Here is a 15,962-nt window from a genome sequence, read left to right as displayed (position 1 = left end):
CAAAAAAAAGCCACCTTGCGGTGGCTTTGTAAAGTCCTTGGAAGGACGTCGTTGGGAGACCAGTTTCAAACGCTGTAAAAACGTGTGGTGTTTGCCGGATCTTTGATTGATGATGTTGTGACAGCAACCCGCAAATTGTGCGTTGCAATAAGTGTTTCGTACATCCCCCGTTTGGGGGAGAAACGCAGCACTTTGTGGCAAATCGGCGCTCGGTTGGCACGAAAAACATACCCAAAGGCCTATGAATCCGAGGCATCGCCTGCCGCACACCTGTACGCCAGAGAAACAGCATTTACCGACAGTTACAGCGGCAGGTCCACCACAAACCGCGCCCCCCCGCCGGGTCGGTCCTCGCAATGCACGCGGCCCTGGTGGCGGGTGGCGATCGACTTGACCAACGACAGGCCCAGGCCCACGCCACCCACGCTCTCGCTGGCGCCGGGCAGGCGGTAGAAAGGCTCGAAGATGCGCTCACGCAGCTCGGCCGGCACGCCAGGGCCCCGGTCTTCCACACTCACCCGCACCATGGCTGGCCCGCGACCGGTCGTGTGCATCGCGATCCCCAGCCGCACCGGCTCGACCACACCGCCCGCTCCCACCGGCTGGCCGTAGCGGCGCGCGTTTTCCAGCAGGTTGCGCAGCAGGCGGCGCAGCAGCTTGGCGTGCCCCTGCACCAGCACCGGCGAAATGCCTTCGGCGACATCGAGTTCGGCGCCGGTGCGCGAGCATTCTTCCGCCGCCAGCCCCACGAGGTCGACCTCTTCGGTCGGTCCGAGGGCCGACGCTTCGTTGGCGTCGCGCACGTCCAGCCGGCTGGCCAGCAAGATCTCGTCGATCAGCTGGTCCAGCTCCTCGATGTTGCGAGCGACCTCGGCGCGCTGGCCCGCATGCGCCGCGTCGTGGCCCAGCAGCTCCAGCCCCATGCGGATGCGCGCCAGCGGTGAACGCAGTTCGTGCGAGGCGTTGGCGAGCAAGGCCTTGTGCGAGAGCATGAGCGTCTGCACGCGTTCGGCCGCCGAATTGAAGCGCTCGGCCAGAAAGGCCACCTCGTCCTGCCCCGACACCGGCAGGCGCGTGCTCAGATCCCCCTGCCCCCAGCGCTCCACCCCGCGCTGCAAGGCCTCCAGGCGCTTGGTCAGGCGGCGCACGATGGGGTAGGCACCCAGCGCCACGGCCAGCGCCACCAGGCCCAGCAACCAGGCAAACCCATACGGCGACTGCAGGCCAAACAGGCTGCGGCGGTTCGCCGCCGCGCTGCCCGGCGGGCGGTTGGGCCGGGGCAGCTGGATGTACAGCGTCTCGCCGTCTTTCATCTGCACCTGGAACTCCAGCCCTTGGCCGGGCACACGCACCGCCTGGGCGGGCGCCTGGCCGACGATCTCGCCCGCGCCGTTGCGCAGAAAGATCTCGCGGGCCGTCCGCGCATCGCGCTCCTCGCGGTCGCGGTCCAGCGCCATCTGCCACAACCAGCCCGCCATCAGCGCCAGCACCGCCACCGCCGCCACCACCGCCAGCCAGATGCGCAGGTACAGGCGCTGGCCCCACAGACCTTTCATGGCCACGCCCCTTCCTGGCCAGCCGACGGATCACGACAGCGGCGGTCGAACAGACCACGCCAAGCCAACGAGGCGCCCCCCAACCGGGAACGCCGCAGAACCGGCTTCGCCGGGCTGCAGGCGTTGTCCCCCCGGGGGGCTGAGGGCCGCGGCTCCGAGCCTGCCTGCGCAGGCTCGGACAGCCCAAAGAAGCATGGGCTCTGTCCCATGCTGCGGCCTGCAAGGCGAGCGAAGCGGCGCAGGGGGGTCACCGTCAATCCTGTTGTTTCGCGAACACGTAGCCCACGCCCCGAACCGTCAGGATGCGCTTGGGCTCCTTGCTGTCGGCTTCGATGGCGTTGCGGATGCGGCCGATGTGCACGTCGATGCTGCGGTCAAACGCCTCCAGCTCGCGCCCGCGCACCGCCTCCATGATCTGGTCGCGCGTGAGCACGCGTCCGGCCCGCTCGGCCATCGCCACCAGCAGGTCGAACTGGTACGAAGTCAGGTCGCACACGCCGCTGCCCACCTGCACGGTGCGCGCGTCGCGGTCGATCTCCAGCGAACCGAAGCGCAAGACCGGCGTGCTGCGCGTGGCGGTCGCGCTGCCCGTGGGCTCGCCCCGGCGCCGCAGCACCGCGCGGATGCGCGCCAGCAGCTCGCGCGGCTCGAAGGGTTTGGGCAGGTAGTCGTCGGCGCCCAGTTCGAGGCCGATGATGCGGTCCATCGGATCGCCCTTGGCGGTGAGCATCAGCACCGGCACGCGCGCGCTGTCGTTGGGCAGGGCACGGATGCGGCGACAGACTTCGAGCCCGTCGATGCCCGGCATCATCAGGTCCAGGATCACGAGTTCGGGCTGCAGCAGCGGCAGCTGCTCCAGGCCCTTTTCGCCGTCGTTCGCGTGGGTCACGGCGTAACCGGACTGGGCCAGGTACTCGGTGACCATCTGCGCCAGACGCGCGTCGTCTTCGATCATCAGGAGGCGGGTGGGGCTGGGGGCGTTCATGGGAATCAGTGTACCGGTCCGGTCATTGAGCAGGCATCGTCGCGCACGCGCGTGAAGCGCGTGGATCGCTCGCGTAAAGTTGCGTGAATGTTCACGCCGTCCACCCCGCTGCCGCTGCCCGCCCCTTCGCTGACCGCGCTGCTGCGCGGCCTGGCGACGGCCCGACCCGATGCCCCGGCACTCAGCGGCCGTGAGCCCGGCCAGGACGCCCTGCCGCCGCTGAGCTATGCGGGTCTGATGCAACAGGCCGACGCGCTGGCGCAGGACCTCGCCGCCCGCTGGGGCATCCAGGCGAGTGACCGCGTCGCCTGGCTGGGCCTCAACCACCCGACCCAGATCGCGCTGTTGTTCGCGCTGGCGCGGCTGGGTGCCATGCTCGTGCCGCTCAACCACCGGCTCGCGCCCGCCGAGTGGGCGGCCGTGCTGGCCGACTGCGCGCCGCGCTGCCTGGTGCACGACGCGGCGTTCGCCGACGCGGCCATCTCCCTGTGCGCCGCGCCGGGTGGCCCGCTCTGCATCGCGCTGCGCGACCTGAACACCCGGGCGACCCCGAACGCCCTTCCCGCGCCCGCGACCGACGCGACGGACCTCGGCGTGCTGCTGGTCTACACCTCGGGCACCACCGGCGCGCCCAAGGCGGCGGTGCACACGCAGGGCAACCTGCTGGCCAACATGGCCATGGCGGCGCAGGTGCAGGGCCTGACCGCGAGTGACACGGTGCTCACCGTGCTGCCGCTGTTCCATGTGGGCGGCCTGTGCATCCAGACCCTGCCCGCGCTCTCGGTCGGCGCGCACGTGCTGCTGCACAGCCGCTTCGACGCCAGCGCCACGCTGCAGGCCATCGCCACCGAACGCCCCACGCTCACGCTGCAGGTGCCGGCCACGCTCAAGGCGCTGACCGAGCATGCGTGGTGGACGGCCACCGACCTCTCGTGCCTGCGCGCCGTGTGGGCGGGCTCCAGCGTCTTGCCGCCCGCGCCCGTGGCCGCCTTCCACGCGCGGGGCGTGCCGGTGTGCAACGTGTACGGCAGCACCGAGACCGGGCCCTTCTCCATCGCCCTGCCGCCGGAGCACGCGGTGTCGCACGCCGGCTCGTGCGGCTGGCCCGCGCCGGGGGTGGAGGTGGCGCTGCGCAGCCCGCTGGGCGAGGTGGTGGCGCCCGGCGAGGTGGGCGAGCTCTGCCTGCGCGCGCCCAACGTGGTGCGGCGCTACTGGCCCGACCGGGCGGCCTGCGACGCCGACGGCTTCTTCCACAGCGGCGACCTCGCGCAGCAGGCGGCCGACGGCAGCTACACCGTGGTGGGCCGCGCCAAGGACATGATCATCTCGGGCGGCGAAAACATCTACCCGGCCGAGATCGAGAACCTGCTGCTGCAGCACCCGCTGGTGGTCGAGTGCAGCGTGGTCGGGCAGGCCGATGCGCGCTGGGGCGAGGTGGCGGTGGCAGTGCTGGTGTTGCAGCCCGATGCGCCGGTGGGCAGCGACTGGGCTGCGCCCTTTCAGCGGTTCCTCGACGGCCGGCTGGCGCGCTACAAATGGCCCCGGCGCTGGCTGCGGGTCGAGGCCTTGCCCAAGACCGCGCTGGGCAAGGTGCAGAAGGCCGCGCTCAAGACCCTGCTGGACGCTCCGGCAGTGGAATGAGGCGCGTGGCCAGCCAGATCAGCAACAACACGGGCAAGCCGAGCAACGCCGTCGCGGTGAAGAAGGTCGGGTAGTCGTGGGCATCGACAAACGCGCCTGAGTACCCCGCCAGCCACTTGGGCGCGAGCAGCATCATGGAGCTGAACAGCGCGTACTGCGTGGCCGAATACGTCACGTTGGTCAGACTGGAAAGGTAGGCGATGAACGCGGCCGAGGCCACGCCCGCGCTCAGGTTGTCGGCCGAGATCACGGCGATCAGCGCCGTCACGTCGTGTCCGTGGCCCGCGAGCCAGGCGAACAGAAGGTTGCTCGCGGCCGACAGGATGGCGCCCAGCATCAGCACCCGCATCACGCCCCAGCGCAGCGACAGCGCGCCGCCGATGAAGGCGCCCACGAGCGTCATGATCACGCCATAGACCTTGGTGACCGCGGCCACCTCGTCCTTGGTGTAGCCCATGTCCACGTAGAACGGGTTGGCCATGATGCCCATCACCACGTCGCTGATGCGGTAGACGCCGATCAGCGCCAGGATCAGCAGCGCCTGATGGCCGTAGCGCTTCAGGAAGTCGGCAAAGGGCTCGACGAACGCGCCCCGGAACCACTCGGCCGCGTTGCGCGCGGGCGGCACGGCCAGTTGCACCGGCTCGCGCGAGAACAGCACCGTGACCACGCCGACCAGCATGCTCGCTGCCATGACGAGGTAGGCCGTGGTCCAGGCTGCGTTCTGGTACAGCGAACCGGGCGCAGGTTTGGCGGCATCGGCGGCGGCCGAGACGGCACCCGCGGCCTGCGAAGCCACCGCGGCGGCGGCCTGCGCCACTGGCGCCACCTCGGCCCGCGCCGCCAGCCACAGCACGCCCGCGCCCGCCCAGATCATCGCCAGCCGGTAGCCCGTTTGGTAGGTCGCGGCAAGCACGCCCTGGTGCCGCGCGTCGGCGGACTCGATGCGGTACGCGTCCAGCGCGATGTCCTGCGTGGCCGAGGCAAACGCCACCGCCAGCGCGCACCATACCACCACGTTCAGCCCGGTGCGCGGGTCCGACAGCGCCATGCCCACCAGCGCCGCCATGATCGCGCCCTGCGACAGCAGCAGCCAGCTGCGACGCCGCCCCATCCAGCGCGTCAGCAGCGGGATCGGCAGCCGGTCCACCAACGGCGACCAGCACCACTTGAAGCCATAGGCCAGCCCCACCCAGCTCAGGTAGCCGATGGTCGTGCGGTCCAGCCCCGCCTCGCGCAGTCGAAAACTCAGCGTGCCCAGCACCAGCAGCAGCGGCAGCCCGGCCGAGAAACCGAGCGCGAACATGCGCAGGCTGGCGGGCTCCAGGTAGGCCCGCAGGGTTTCGCCCCAGGTGGGTCGGACGGTGGTGTCCGTGGTCGAAGGCGTGACGGCGTTCTCGGTCATTGCGGCAGGTGGGTGCGCCCGGCGGGGGCTTTGCCTATTATTGACCCATGTGTTTTCTCTGCGACCTCAAGACATCCCCCGCCCCCGCTCCACAGCGCGGCCCCTGGCAGGCGCGCCGCGCCTTCGTGCTCGCGGGGGCTGCGGCGGCCGCCCTGCCCGCCGTGGCGCAGGTCGATGTGGGCAAGGCCTCCAGCATGCGCAAGCTCGTGCCCGCGGACCAGATCGAACAGGCCGGCGGCCAGCAGTTCGTCCAGACCGTGCAGGAAGCGAAGCAAAAGAACGCGCTCGTTCCCGCCAACCACCCGCAGACCCAGCGGCTGCACGCGATCGCCAAGCGCATCATTCCGTTTGCGGCCGCCTGGAACCCGCGCGCCAAGGACTGGCGCTGGGAAGTGGCGCTGATCAACAGCGACCAGATCAACGCCTTCTGCCTGCCCGGCGGCAAGATCGCCTTCTACACCGGCATCCTGAGCCAGCTCAAGCTCACGGACGACGAGGCCGCCATGATCATGGGCCACGAGATGGCCCACGCGCTGCGCGAACACGCGCGCGAGCGGCTGGCCAAAAGCAGCGCCACCAACCTCGGCCTGCGCCTGGGCGCCGAGCTGCTGGGCCTGGGCAACATCGGCACGGTCGCCGCCGACCTGAGCTCCCAGCTGCTCACGCTCAAGTTCAGCCGCGAAGACGAGTCTGAGGCCGACCTCGTGGGACTGGAGCTGGCCGCCCGCGCCGGCTTCCAGCCCCGGGCCAGTGTGAGCCTGTGGCAGAAGATGGCCTCGGCCAACAAGGGCGGCGGCCCGGCGTTTCTCTCCACCCACCCGAGCGGGCCCAACCGCATCAAGGAACTGCAGGCGAACGTGCCGAAGGTGATGGGCCTGTACGAGCAGGCCCGGCGGGGCTAGCATCCGCCTGTCGGCGTTTGCCGGCACCCACCCAAAGGAGACACCACATGAAAACCCTGGTGACCGCGTCCGCCCTGCTGTTCTGCTCTGTGGCGTTTGCCCACAACTGCCCCAACGAAATGAAGGCGATCGATGCCAAGCTCGGGACCAACCCGAGCCTGTCCGCGACCGACATGGACAAGGTGAAGTCCCTGCGTGCGCAAGGCGAGAAAATGCACAAGGAAGGCAAGCACGACGAGTCCATGAAGGCCCTCGGCGACGCCAAGAAACTGCTCAGCCTCTGAGCCCGCGGCAGGGCGGGCCGCTCAGCCCGCTCTCAGTCCGCTTTCACATGCGGATTGAAGCGCCGCTCTTCGCCAAACGTGCTCTCCGGGCCATGCCCGGGGATGAACACCGTCTCGTCGCCCATGGGCCAGAGGCGCTCCCGGATGCTGCTGATCAGCTGCGCGTGGTTGCCTTGCGGAAAGTCCGTGCGACCGATGCTGCCGGCGAACAGCACGTCGCCCACGAAAGCGCGCTGCGCCTCCGGTGACTGGAACACCACGTGGCCGGGTGTGTGGCCCGGGCAATGGCGCACGTTGAGCGTGCAGTGACCGATCTGCACCGTGTCGCCATCGGCCAGCCAGCGTGTGGGCGTGAAATGGCCCGCCGGCGGAAACCCGAACATCGCGCTCTGCTGCGGCAGGCCGTCGATCCAGAACTGGTCACCCGGGTGCGGGCCGATGATCGGCAGGTCCAGCTGGGCGGCGAGTTCGGCCGTGCCGCCCGCGTGGTCGATGTGGGCGTGGGTGAGCCAGATCGCCTTGAGCGTGACGCCCAGGCGCTTCACCTCGGCCAGCACACGTTCCAGCTCACCCCCCGGGTCGATGACGGCGGCGTCCAGGGTTTCATCGCACCAGACGATGGAACAGTTTTGCGCGAACGCGGTGACGGGGACGGTGAGGTACTGGAACATGGGTCTCGGGGCGGGCGTTGATGGGCTGGCGGTACTGTATCAATCAGGCCCCGGCCAGGTGGGCGTCCCCGGGCAACAGGGTGGCACCGGGCCAATGACCCTCGGTGCAGAGCCGCTGCACCAGCGCCATCACCAGGCTGGCCACGGCCTGGGACGCCGACGACAAGGGGATGTGCGCCGAGGCGCACAGCACCAGGACGCGCTCCAGGGGCGGGTCCACCACCGGCGTCGCCACCAGCAGGCCGGCGTCGATCTCCGGCCGCAACGGCATCACAGGCAACAGGGTGCGGCCCAGCCCGGCCAACAGCGTGGTGCGCAGGATGCTGATGGAGCTGATGTCGGCAAACACCTGGGGCGGCGCGAGGCCGGCCCGGGCCGCTGCCGTCTCGATGATGGGGCGCACGCCGTGCGGACTCGCCGGCAGGATCAGGGGCTGCGCCAGCGCCCGGGCCAGCGTGACCGTCGTGGCCGGAATGGCGCCGGGCCCGGCGGGCTCGATCAGGCACAGCTGCTCGCTCAGGAGGCGCTGGCTGGTGAAGCCGGCCAGATGGCCATCGTCGAACAGCACGGCCAGGTTGATCTGACCGGTGCGCAGCTGCCGCGTGAGGTTGCCCGTGAGTTCCTCCGTGAGTTCGAGCTCGATGCGTGGGAAGCGCTGGTGAACCTCGCGCAGCAGGGGCAGGGCCAGTGCATTGGAGGCGCTGTGCGGGATGCCGAACACCACCTTGCCGCGCGGCTCGTCGTCGGTGTGGCGCGCGCTCTGCAGCGCCTCCTCGGCCTGCCGCAGGATCGAGACCGCGTGCGGGAAAAAGCGCTGCCCGGCGTCGGTCAGTTCCACCCCGCGGCGGGAGCGGTGAAAGAGGCTGGCGCCCAGCTCGTCTTCAAGCTGGGCCACCTGGTGGCTGAGCGCCGACTGGGCGACAAACACCCGCTCGGCCGCCTTGGAAAAGCTGCCGCTGTCGGCGATGGCCACAAAGTACCGCAGCTGTCGAAGTTCCATGGTGGAGAGGGAATGGGTCAGGAAGGCGTCATCCATCTTGTTTCAAGATAACACGTCGCGCAATCGGTATTGGACAGATGACGCTGGCGCCACTGTAATGCGTTCACCAACTTTGCCGACCATCTCTTCCAGCCACCCGCCGGAAGACACCCGCCGACCAGGCACCCGATGCCGGCAAAAAGCACCTCTTACCGGAAGTGCGGGCCGTTGGCTCCCCGGCCACAAGGGGCTCGATGCAAGACTGGAAGCCGTGTGTGATGGTGATGGCCCTCTCGTTCGGTGACGGCACTGCAGTGCGAGGCAAACGCGTTCGTGGGCAAGGCCCGCAAGGCGCTGGCGAACGCGGGTGTGCCCTGCGAAGACCTGGAATTTGGCAGCTACTTTTCCGGCTGGCGGCGGCGCAACGCACTGAAGATGTGGACCGGCTGGCCGACTTTTCCCATGGTGTTCGTGCGCGGCACGCTGATCGGTGGCGGCGACGACCTGTCCCGGCAGATCGCTTCGGGTGAACTGAAAACCCTTCTGGCCGGTTGAAGCAAGCCGGCCGCGGCCGTCACCTCTTCAGCCGGTGATGATGGGCCGCAAGGCGTCAATCTCGTCGACCAGATAGTCGAACAGCGCCGCCACGCGCGGCGTGTGCCGCAGCTCCGCCGTGGTGAGCACGCGCCAGATGCGCGCCAGCTCGGGGATCGGCCCCAGCACCCGCACCAGGTCGGGCTCGGCGTCGCCCAGCGCGGTCGGCAGCGGGGCCAGGCCCATGCCGGCCTTCACCGAATAGACCAGCCCGAGCACGCTGTCGTTGCGCGCCACCACATGGGCCGCCGGCGCCACCTGCCGCAGCCACACCGATGCGCGGTGCTGGGCCATGCTCTCGTCAAAGCCGACCCAGTCGTGCTGCGCCAGGTCTTGCACGCTGCCCGGTTGACCGCGCCGCGCGATGTATTTCGGGCTGGCATACACCGCCCATAGCGAATCGCCCACCTTGCGGCCGATCAGGGCGCTGTCTTCCGTGTCGCCCGAACGCAAGGCGATGTCCGCGTCACCCTGCGCCAGGTCGAGGTACTTGTCGCTCATCACGAACGCCACCTGCAGCGCGGGGTAGCGGGCGCGGAAGCGCTCCAGCAGCGTCGAGCTGGAGAGCCGCAACATCAGCGGCTCCGGGCAGGTCACGCGCACCACGCCCGACACATCGCGCTGGAAGGTTTCCACATGCCGGGCCAGCGCCAGCGCGGCGCGCTCCACGTCCTGCGCCAGCGGCAGCAACTGTTCGCCAAACCCTGTGAGCCGGTAGCCGCTCGGATGGCGCACCACCAGCGGCTGCCCGAGGCTGCGCTCCAGCTCGGCAAGCCGGCGCTGGACCGTGGACTGGTTCACCTGCAAGGCGCGCCCGGCGGCGGTGGTGCTCTGGTGCAGCGCCACTGCCAGCAAGTACTTCAGGTCATTCCAGTCGAACATGGCGAGCGACCTCGGGTGGGCAGATGCCTCGGGGGATGCATTTCTGCGGCCCCATTATGCGAGCCTGCGGCTTGTGGCGGCGGTGTCGACGGCCCAGACTGGTTTGGCCATCCCGCACCGCCAACACCCTCCGAGGAGTCCGCCATGACCACCGCCTCAGCCCCTGTCGCCAACACCCCCATCACACCCCCGGACAGCCCGGCCTTCAAGGCCGCTGTCCGCGAACAATGGGACCGCTCGGCCCCGGGCTGGAACGCCCACACCGCAGAGATCCGCGCCTGGCTGCGCCCCGCGACGGACGCCATGATCGACATGGCCGGCATCGGCCCTGGCGACGCGGTGCTCGACGTGGCCGCCGGCGCGGGCGACCAGACGCTGGACATTGCGCAGCGCGTGGGCCTGACGGGCCGCGTGCTCGCCACCGACCTGTCGCCCGCCATCCTGGCGCTGGCGCAGGACAACGCACGCCAGGCCGGTCACGGCAACGTGCAGACCCTGGTGGCCGACGGCGAGGCCCTGCCGGTGCCACCCGCCAGCTTCGACGCCGTGGTGTGCCGCCTGGGCCTGATGTTCTTTCCCAATCCGCTGCAAGGCCTGCGCGCCATGCAGCGGACGCTGCGCACGGGCGGCGGCATCTGCACCGTGGTGTTCTCGCGGCCCGAACGCAACCCTTGCATCGGCCTGCTCATGGCCACCGCCTTGCACCACGCCGGGCTGCCCCCGCGCAACCCCTACCAGCCCGGCGGCCTGCTGAGCCTGGGCAAGCCCGGCCTGACCAATGAGCTGTTCCAGTCCGCCGGCTTCCGGCAGGTGGCCACCACGGCGCTGGACGCGCCCTTTCACCTGCCCACGGCGCGCCACTACCTGGACTTCGTGCGCGCCTCGGCCAGCCCGATCCAGCAGATCCTCGGGCGGCTGGCGCCCGAAGCCGCCGAGGCCGCGTGGGCCGACATGGAGGAGCGCCTCGGCCAGTTCAACACGCCCGGGGGCTGGGTCGGCCCCAACGAGCTGTTGCTCACGGCGGCGCAGCGCTGAAGCGGGCCGGATGGAGCGGGAGAAGCCCAGGGTGCGCCAGCGCACAGACCCGGTTATTCTGGTCAATCAAGCTGTGTCCCCGGGAGTCCTGCATGAACTACAAAGACTATTACGCCGCCCTGGGCGTGCCGCGTGACGCGGACCTCGACGCCATCAAGAAGGCCTACCGCAAGCTCGCCCGCGAGCACCACCCGGACATGTCCAAGGCGCATGGCGCCGAGGCGCGCTTCAAGGAGGTGGCCGAGGCCTACGCCACGCTGAAGGACCCGGAGAAACGCGCCGCCTACGACGAGCTGGGCAAGCACCCGGCCGGCGAGCCGTTTTCACCACCACCTCAGTGGGGCCGCGACCACGCCACCAACGGCACAGCGTTTGACGAGATGGACCTCGAAGACCTGCTCGCCGCCATGGGTCGGGGCCGCCGCGATCCGCGCCAGGGCCCGCTGCCCCGGGATGGGCGCGATCTGGAAACCACGGTGCGCATCAGCCTGGAGGACGCCCACCGCGGACGCACCGTGCACCTGAGCCTGGACGACGGCGGCCAGGAGCGCACGCTGGAGGTGACCGTGCCGCCCGGTGTGCGCGATGGCCAGAAACTGCGGCTGCGCGGCAAAGGCGGCCTGGGCCAGAACGGCGGCGCCGATGGCGACATCTACCTGCACATCACGCTGGCGCCGCACCGGATCTTCCGCACCGACCACCAGGACCTCTATTTCGACCTGATGCTCACGCCCTGGGAAGCGGCGCTGGGCACCGAGACCGAGGTCCCCACGCTGGACGGCTCGGTGATGCTGACCGTGCCTCCCGGCACGCGCTCGGGCCGCAAGCTGCGGCTGCGCGGGCGTGGCCTGGCCAACGGCCGTAGCGCCGCGGGCGATCTGTACGCCGTCGTGCTGATTGACGTGCCCGCCACCCTCACAGAGCGCGAACGCGAGCTGTTTGAAGCGCTCGCCAAAGACTCTCCATTCCACCCGCGCGCCACACCGCAAGGAGCCACGCCATGAACACAAACCTGCAAGCCGTTGAATGGGTCTGGCTCGACGAGGTGCAGAGCGTCACACAGCCCGAGCTGGCGCGGGTCTGCGGCATCAGCACCGACGACGTGGACGAACTGGTGGAATACGGCGCGCTGCAGCCGCTGCAGACCGGTCCATCCGAGGCGGACCTGCGCATGTTCAGCGCCGACTGCGTCACGCGCATGCGCACGGTCAGCAAGCTGCGGCTGGACTTCGACCTCGACATGTTTGCCGTGGCCCTGCTGCTGGACCACATCCAGCGCATCGAAACGCTGGAACAGCAGGTGCGCTCGCTGCAGGCGCAGCTGCCGACGAGGCACTGAGGCCGTCAGCGGCTCACAGCGTGAAGTCGTATTCGATCGTGATCGGCGCGTGGTCGCTGAATTTCTCGGCCTTGTAGATGGCTTCGGTCTTGGCGTGGTCCGCCAGCGCCGGCGTGGCCAGGTGGTAGTCGAGCCGCCACCCCACGTTGTTCGCGTAGGCCTGGCCTCGGTTGCTCCACCACGTGTAGCAGGTGTCGGTGGTGTCGGGCTGGAGCCGGCGGTACACGTCCACCAGGCCGCCATCGGTGAGCAGCTTGGTCATCCAGGCGCGCTCTTCGGGCAGGAAGCCGCTGTTCTTCTGGTTGCTGCGCCAGTTTTTCAGGTCGGCGTTCTGGTGGGCGATGTTGACGTCGCTGCAGATGATGAAGTCGCGCTGGCCCTTCAGCGCCATCAGGTGCGGGTAGAACACGTCGAGGAAACGGTACTTGGCCTCCTGCCGCTCGGGGCCTGAAGACCCGCTGGGGCAGTACACGCTGATGATGGAGCGTTTCGCGGTGGGGGTGTCGAAACGCAGCTCCACGTAGCGGCCTTCGGCATCGAACTCGCCGCCGTCGAAGCCCACCACCACGTCGCTGGGCTCATGGCGCGTGTACACGGCGACGCCGGAATAACCCTTCTTCTCGGCGAAGTGAAAGTGCCCCTTGAGACCGGCGATGGCCTCGAAGCGCCCGCCCACGTCCGGCGCCTGGGCCTTGACTTCCTGCACACAAATACAATCGGGCTGGTGCCCGGCGAGCCACGCCTCCAACCCTTTGTTGCTGGCGGAGCGGATGCCGTTGAGGTTGAGGCTGGTCAGTTTGAACAAGGAATTCCCCATGGTGTTGGAAGCGGGCTCGGCGGCTGCCGGAACAAAAGACGGCGTGCTGGCGCAGGACTTCGTGCAATTCTGCGTGGAGTCGGGCGTGTTGCGCTTTGGCGAGTTCAAGACCAAGGCCGGGCGGCTCTCGCCCTACTTTTTCAACGCCGGACTGTTCGACGACGGTGCCAAACTCGGCCGGCTGGCGCAATTTTATGCACAAGCCCTGGTGGCCAGCGGCATCGAATTCGACATGATCTTTGGCCCCGCCTACAAGGGCATCCCGCTGGGCGCGGCGGTCGCGATCGAACTCGCGCGCCTGGGGCGCAACGTGCCGTTTGCCTACAACCGCAAGGAAGCCAAGGACCACGGCGAAGGTGGTTCGCTGGTGGGAGCGCCGCTCAAAGGCCGGGTGTTGATCGTGGACGACGTGATGTCGGCCGGCACCGCCGCACGCGAGTCCATCGCCCTGATCCAGGCCGCGGGAGCCACGCCACACGCCGTGGTGATCGCGCTGGACCGCCAGGAGAAGGCCACCGAAGTGGGCCCCGACGGGCAGGTGCGTGACGTGGACCACAGTGCGGTGCAATATGTGCAACGCCAGCTGGGCATGCAGGTCTGCGCCATTGCGAGGCTGTCGGATTTGCTGCACTATCTGACGATGCACACGGGAGACGAACCGAACAGCCACCGCGACCGCGTGCTGGCCTACCGCGAACGCTACGGCGTCGCTTGAGGAAGCCCTTGCCCGTTTTCACTTCGATCCCGGTTGTTGTCCACGCGCTGCGACTTGCGGCGCTGGGTTTGGTGGCGATGTCGCTGTGTTCTGTCGCGCTTGCACAAGACAAAGGCAAGGCGGGCATTTACAGCTGCGTCGACAGCAAGGGGCGGCGCATCACATCCGACCGTCCCATCGTCGACTGCCTGGACCGCGAACAGCGCGAGTTGAACAATTCCGGCGTGGTCAAACGGGTGCTGCCCCCGAGCTACACCGCCGACGAGCGCGCCCGCCTCGACGCGCAGAAAAAGCTGGAAGACGCAGAGCGTTCGCGGGTGGCAGAAGAAAAACGGCGGGACCGCGCGCTGCTGATCCGCTACCCCAACCAGGCGGTTCACGACAAGGAACGCGCCGAGGCGCTGGCGCAGATCGACGATGTGATCGGCGCGGTGAAGAAGCGCGGAGAGGAACTGGTCAAACAGCGTCGGGACATCGACCTCGAACTGGAGTTCTATCAGAACGACGTCACCAAGGCGCCGTCCTGGCTCAAGCGGAAGATCGAGGACAACGCGGAGCAGATCCAGATTCAAACCCGCTTCCTGAACGACCAGGGCAAGGAAAAACAGCGCGTCAACGCGCGGTTTGACGAAGAACTGGCCAAGCTGAAGACGCTCTGGGGCACTCGATAACCCCCCTGAGCCGCTGACGCGGCTTCCCCCCAAGGGGACAACGCCAGTGGCCCGGCGAAGCCGGTTCCAGCGCGTTTGCTGGGTGGGGGCACGCGCTCCGGCTGGGCCGCCGGTTGGGCGGCCTCTGCCCCCGTTATTGCAGTTTTTGGCGCAGCAGGTCGTTGGCCTGTTGCGGGTTGGCTTTGCCCTTGCTGGCCTTCATGACCAGGCCCACCAGGGCGTTGAAGGCCTTGTCTTTGCCCGCGCGGAACTGCTCGACCATGGACGCGTTGGCGACCATCACCTCGTCGATGATTTTTTCCAGCGCGCCGCTGTCGTTCATCTGCTTGAGGCCTTTGGCTTCGATGACGAGCAAGACACGCGCTTCCGCCACGAGTCCATCTGCTTCCCATTGCCGATCATCTGTCCAAAGGGCTTCAAAAACCTGCTTGGCGGCGTTGTTCGACACCGTGCCGTCTGCGATGCGCTTTAGCAGCGCGGCCAGCGTCTCGGCATCCACCGGCACCTGAGCGATGTCTTTTTCTTCGTTGTTCAGCCGTCGCGACACCTCACCCATGATCCAGTTGCTGGCCATCTTGGCCTGACCGCTGGCCTTGGCCGCCGTCTCGAAATACGCCGCCATGGCCGGACTCTGCGTCACGGTGATGGCGTCGTACTCGGGCAGCCCGTACTCGGCCACCAGCCGCTCGGCCATCTGGCGCGGCAACTCGGGCATGCCGGCCTTGACCTCGTCCACCCAGCTGCGCGCGATCACCAGCGGTGGCAGATCCGGGTCGGGGAAGTAGCGGTAATCGGCCGCGTCTTCCTTGGTGCGCATGGCGCGCGTTTCGCCCGTGTCCGGGTCGAACAGCACGGTGGCCTGCTGGATCGCATGGCCGTCTTCGATCTGCTCGATCTGCCAGCGGATCTCGTAGTCGATCGCCTGTTGCATGAACTTGAACGAGTTCAGGTTCTTGATCTCTCGGCGCGTGCCCAACGGCGCACCCGGCTTGCGCACCGAGACGTTGGCGTCGCAGCGGAACGAGCCTTCCTGCATGTTGCCGTCGCAGATGCCGATCCAGGTCACGATCTTGTGCAGCTCTTTCGCGTAGGCCACGGCCTCGGCGCTGGAGCGCATGTCGGGCTCGGTCACGATCTCCAGCAGCGGTGTGCCGGCGCGGTTGAGGTCGATGCCGCTCTGGCCGATGAAGTCTTCGTGCAGCGACTTGCCAGCGTCTTCTTCCAGGTGCGCGCGCACCAGGCGAACCGTCTTCTTCTCGTCACCCAGGAAGAAGCTGACCTCGCCGCCCTGCACCACCGGGATCTCGAACTGGCTGATCTGGTAGCCCTTGGGCAGGTCGGGGTAGAAGTAGTTCTTGCGCGCGAACACGCTCTGCTCGGCGATGTGCGAGCCCAGCGCCAGGCCCAGGCGGATGGCGTGCTCCACCGCGCCGCGGTTCATCACCGGCAGCGTGCCCGGCAGGGCCAGGTCCACCGCGCAGGCCTG

General features: G+C 68.4%; 16 protein-coding genes and 1 pseudogene. 9 read left to right on the top strand and 8 right to left on the bottom strand.

All coding sequences use genetic code 11. The features are described from left to right. Positions 1-302: 302 nt before the first annotated feature. Together IV088_RS05720 and IV088_RS05715 are read right to left on the bottom strand one after the other, a co-directional pair. On the bottom strand, positions 303-1,556 hold the full coding sequence (locus IV088_RS05720; RefSeq protein ID WP_291098955.1) for a HAMP domain-containing sensor histidine kinase: 1,254 nt from the start codon (positions 1,554-1,556) through the stop codon (positions 303-305). A 253-nt stretch (positions 1,557-1,809) separates the two neighbouring features. After that, complete coding sequence (locus IV088_RS05715; protein ID WP_291098952.1) at positions 1,810-2,541, bottom strand: response regulator transcription factor; 732 nt, start codon at positions 2,539-2,541, stop codon at positions 1,810-1,812. An 87-nt stretch (positions 2,542-2,628) separates the two neighbouring features. Here IV088_RS05715 and IV088_RS05710 point away from each other — a divergent pair, with 87 nt between their 5' ends. Next, the gene (locus IV088_RS05710) at positions 2,629-4,182 is read left to right on the top strand and encodes a class I adenylate-forming enzyme family protein (RefSeq protein WP_291098949.1); all 1,554 of its coding nucleotides are present in this window, start codon (positions 2,629-2,631) and stop codon (positions 4,180-4,182) included. Here IV088_RS05710 and IV088_RS05705 read toward each other — a convergent pair. After that, positions 4,148-5,587 (bottom strand): MFS transporter, encoded by a 1,440-nt coding sequence (locus tag IV088_RS05705; RefSeq protein ID WP_291098946.1) that lies wholly within the window; start codon positions 5,585-5,587, stop codon positions 4,148-4,150. The two genes, IV088_RS05710 and IV088_RS05705, sit on opposite strands and share 35 nt — an antisense overlap. Positions 5,588-5,634: 47 nt before the next feature. Between IV088_RS05705 and IV088_RS05700 the strand changes: the two genes are divergently transcribed. Together IV088_RS05700 and IV088_RS05695 are read left to right on the top strand one after the other, a co-directional pair. Next, positions 5,635-6,489: a M48 family metallopeptidase gene (locus IV088_RS05700; protein ID WP_291098943.1), complete on the top strand. Its 855-nt coding sequence runs from the start codon at positions 5,635-5,637 to the stop codon at positions 6,487-6,489. Between the two features lie 47 nt (positions 6,490-6,536). Beyond that, positions 6,537-6,773 (top strand): hypothetical protein, encoded by a 237-nt coding sequence (locus IV088_RS05695; protein WP_291098940.1) that lies wholly within the window; start codon positions 6,537-6,539, stop codon positions 6,771-6,773. Positions 6,774-6,805: 32 nt separating this feature from the next. On the opposite strand, the gene IV088_RS05690 is transcribed toward IV088_RS05695, so the two are convergent. Continuing rightward, positions 6,806-7,444, bottom strand: coding sequence for an MBL fold metallo-hydrolase (locus IV088_RS05690; protein WP_291098937.1), 639 nt, complete (start codon positions 7,442-7,444; stop codon positions 6,806-6,808). Between the two features lie 43 nt (positions 7,445-7,487). Then, complete coding sequence (locus IV088_RS05685; protein ID WP_367171570.1) at positions 7,488-8,480, bottom strand: LysR substrate-binding domain-containing protein; 993 nt, start codon at positions 8,478-8,480, stop codon at positions 7,488-7,490. Between the two features lie 282 nt (positions 8,481-8,762). On the opposite strand from IV088_RS05685, the pseudogene IV088_RS05680 reads away from it, so the two are divergent. Next, a pseudogene (locus IV088_RS05680) lies at positions 8,763-8,978 on the top strand (glutaredoxin domain-containing protein); the annotation flags it as partial. A gap of 27 nt (positions 8,979-9,005) precedes the next feature. Here IV088_RS05680 and IV088_RS05675 read toward each other — a convergent pair. Then, positions 9,006-9,899 carry a LysR family transcriptional regulator gene (locus tag IV088_RS05675; RefSeq protein ID WP_291098934.1) on the bottom strand — a complete coding sequence of 298 codons (894 nt, stop codon included), beginning with the start codon at positions 9,897-9,899 and terminating at the stop codon, positions 9,006-9,008. 144 nt (positions 9,900-10,043) lie between these two features. On the opposite strand from IV088_RS05675, the gene IV088_RS05670 reads away from it, so the two are divergent. The 3 genes from IV088_RS05670 to IV088_RS05660 all read left to right on the top strand — a co-directional run bounded on the left by IV088_RS05670 (position 10,044) and on the right by IV088_RS05660 (position 12,273). After that, positions 10,044-10,934, top strand: coding sequence for a class I SAM-dependent methyltransferase (locus tag IV088_RS05670; protein ID WP_291098931.1), 891 nt, complete (start codon positions 10,044-10,046; stop codon positions 10,932-10,934). Between the two features lie 92 nt (positions 10,935-11,026). Then, complete coding sequence (locus IV088_RS05665; RefSeq protein ID WP_291098929.1) at positions 11,027-11,938, top strand: DnaJ C-terminal domain-containing protein; 912 nt, start codon at positions 11,027-11,029, stop codon at positions 11,936-11,938. Further along, positions 11,935-12,273 carry a chaperone modulator CbpM gene (locus tag IV088_RS05660; RefSeq protein WP_291098926.1) on the top strand — a complete coding sequence of 113 codons (339 nt, stop codon included), beginning with the start codon at positions 11,935-11,937 and terminating at the stop codon, positions 12,271-12,273. Before IV088_RS05665 ends, IV088_RS05660 begins: the two co-directional genes overlap by 4 nt. A 13-nt stretch (positions 12,274-12,286) precedes the next feature. Here IV088_RS05660 and IV088_RS05655 read toward each other — a convergent pair whose 3' ends face one another. Further along, on the bottom strand, positions 12,287-13,090 hold the full coding sequence (locus tag IV088_RS05655; RefSeq protein ID WP_291098923.1) for an exodeoxyribonuclease III: 804 nt from the start codon (positions 13,088-13,090) through the stop codon (positions 12,287-12,289). On the opposite strand from IV088_RS05655, the gene pyrE reads away from it, so the two are divergent. Together pyrE and IV088_RS05645 are read left to right on the top strand one after the other, a co-directional pair. Continuing rightward, positions 13,089-13,805, top strand: a complete 717-nt coding sequence (gene pyrE / locus IV088_RS05650; RefSeq protein ID WP_291098919.1) for an orotate phosphoribosyltransferase — start codon at positions 13,089-13,091, stop codon at positions 13,803-13,805. The two genes, IV088_RS05655 and pyrE, sit on opposite strands and share 2 nt — an antisense overlap. A gap of 8 nt (positions 13,806-13,813) precedes the next feature. Further along, a complete protein-coding gene (locus tag IV088_RS05645; protein WP_291098916.1) occupies positions 13,814-14,476 on the top strand; it encodes a DUF4124 domain-containing protein in 663 nt (220 codons plus the stop codon). Between the two features lie 133 nt (positions 14,477-14,609). On the opposite strand, the gene gatB is transcribed toward IV088_RS05645, so the two are convergent. Further along, positions 14,610-15,962 (bottom strand): Asp-tRNA(Asn)/Glu-tRNA(Gln) amidotransferase subunit GatB (gatB, locus tag IV088_RS05640; RefSeq protein WP_291098913.1); only part of this gene is annotated, 1,353 nt, incomplete at its 5' end.

It is taken from the genome of Hydrogenophaga sp. (assembly GCF_018780075.1).
Classification (GTDB): domain Bacteria; phylum Pseudomonadota; class Gammaproteobacteria; order Burkholderiales; family Burkholderiaceae_C; genus Hydrogenophaga.
This window is presented reverse-complemented; position numbering and strand designations above follow the sequence as displayed.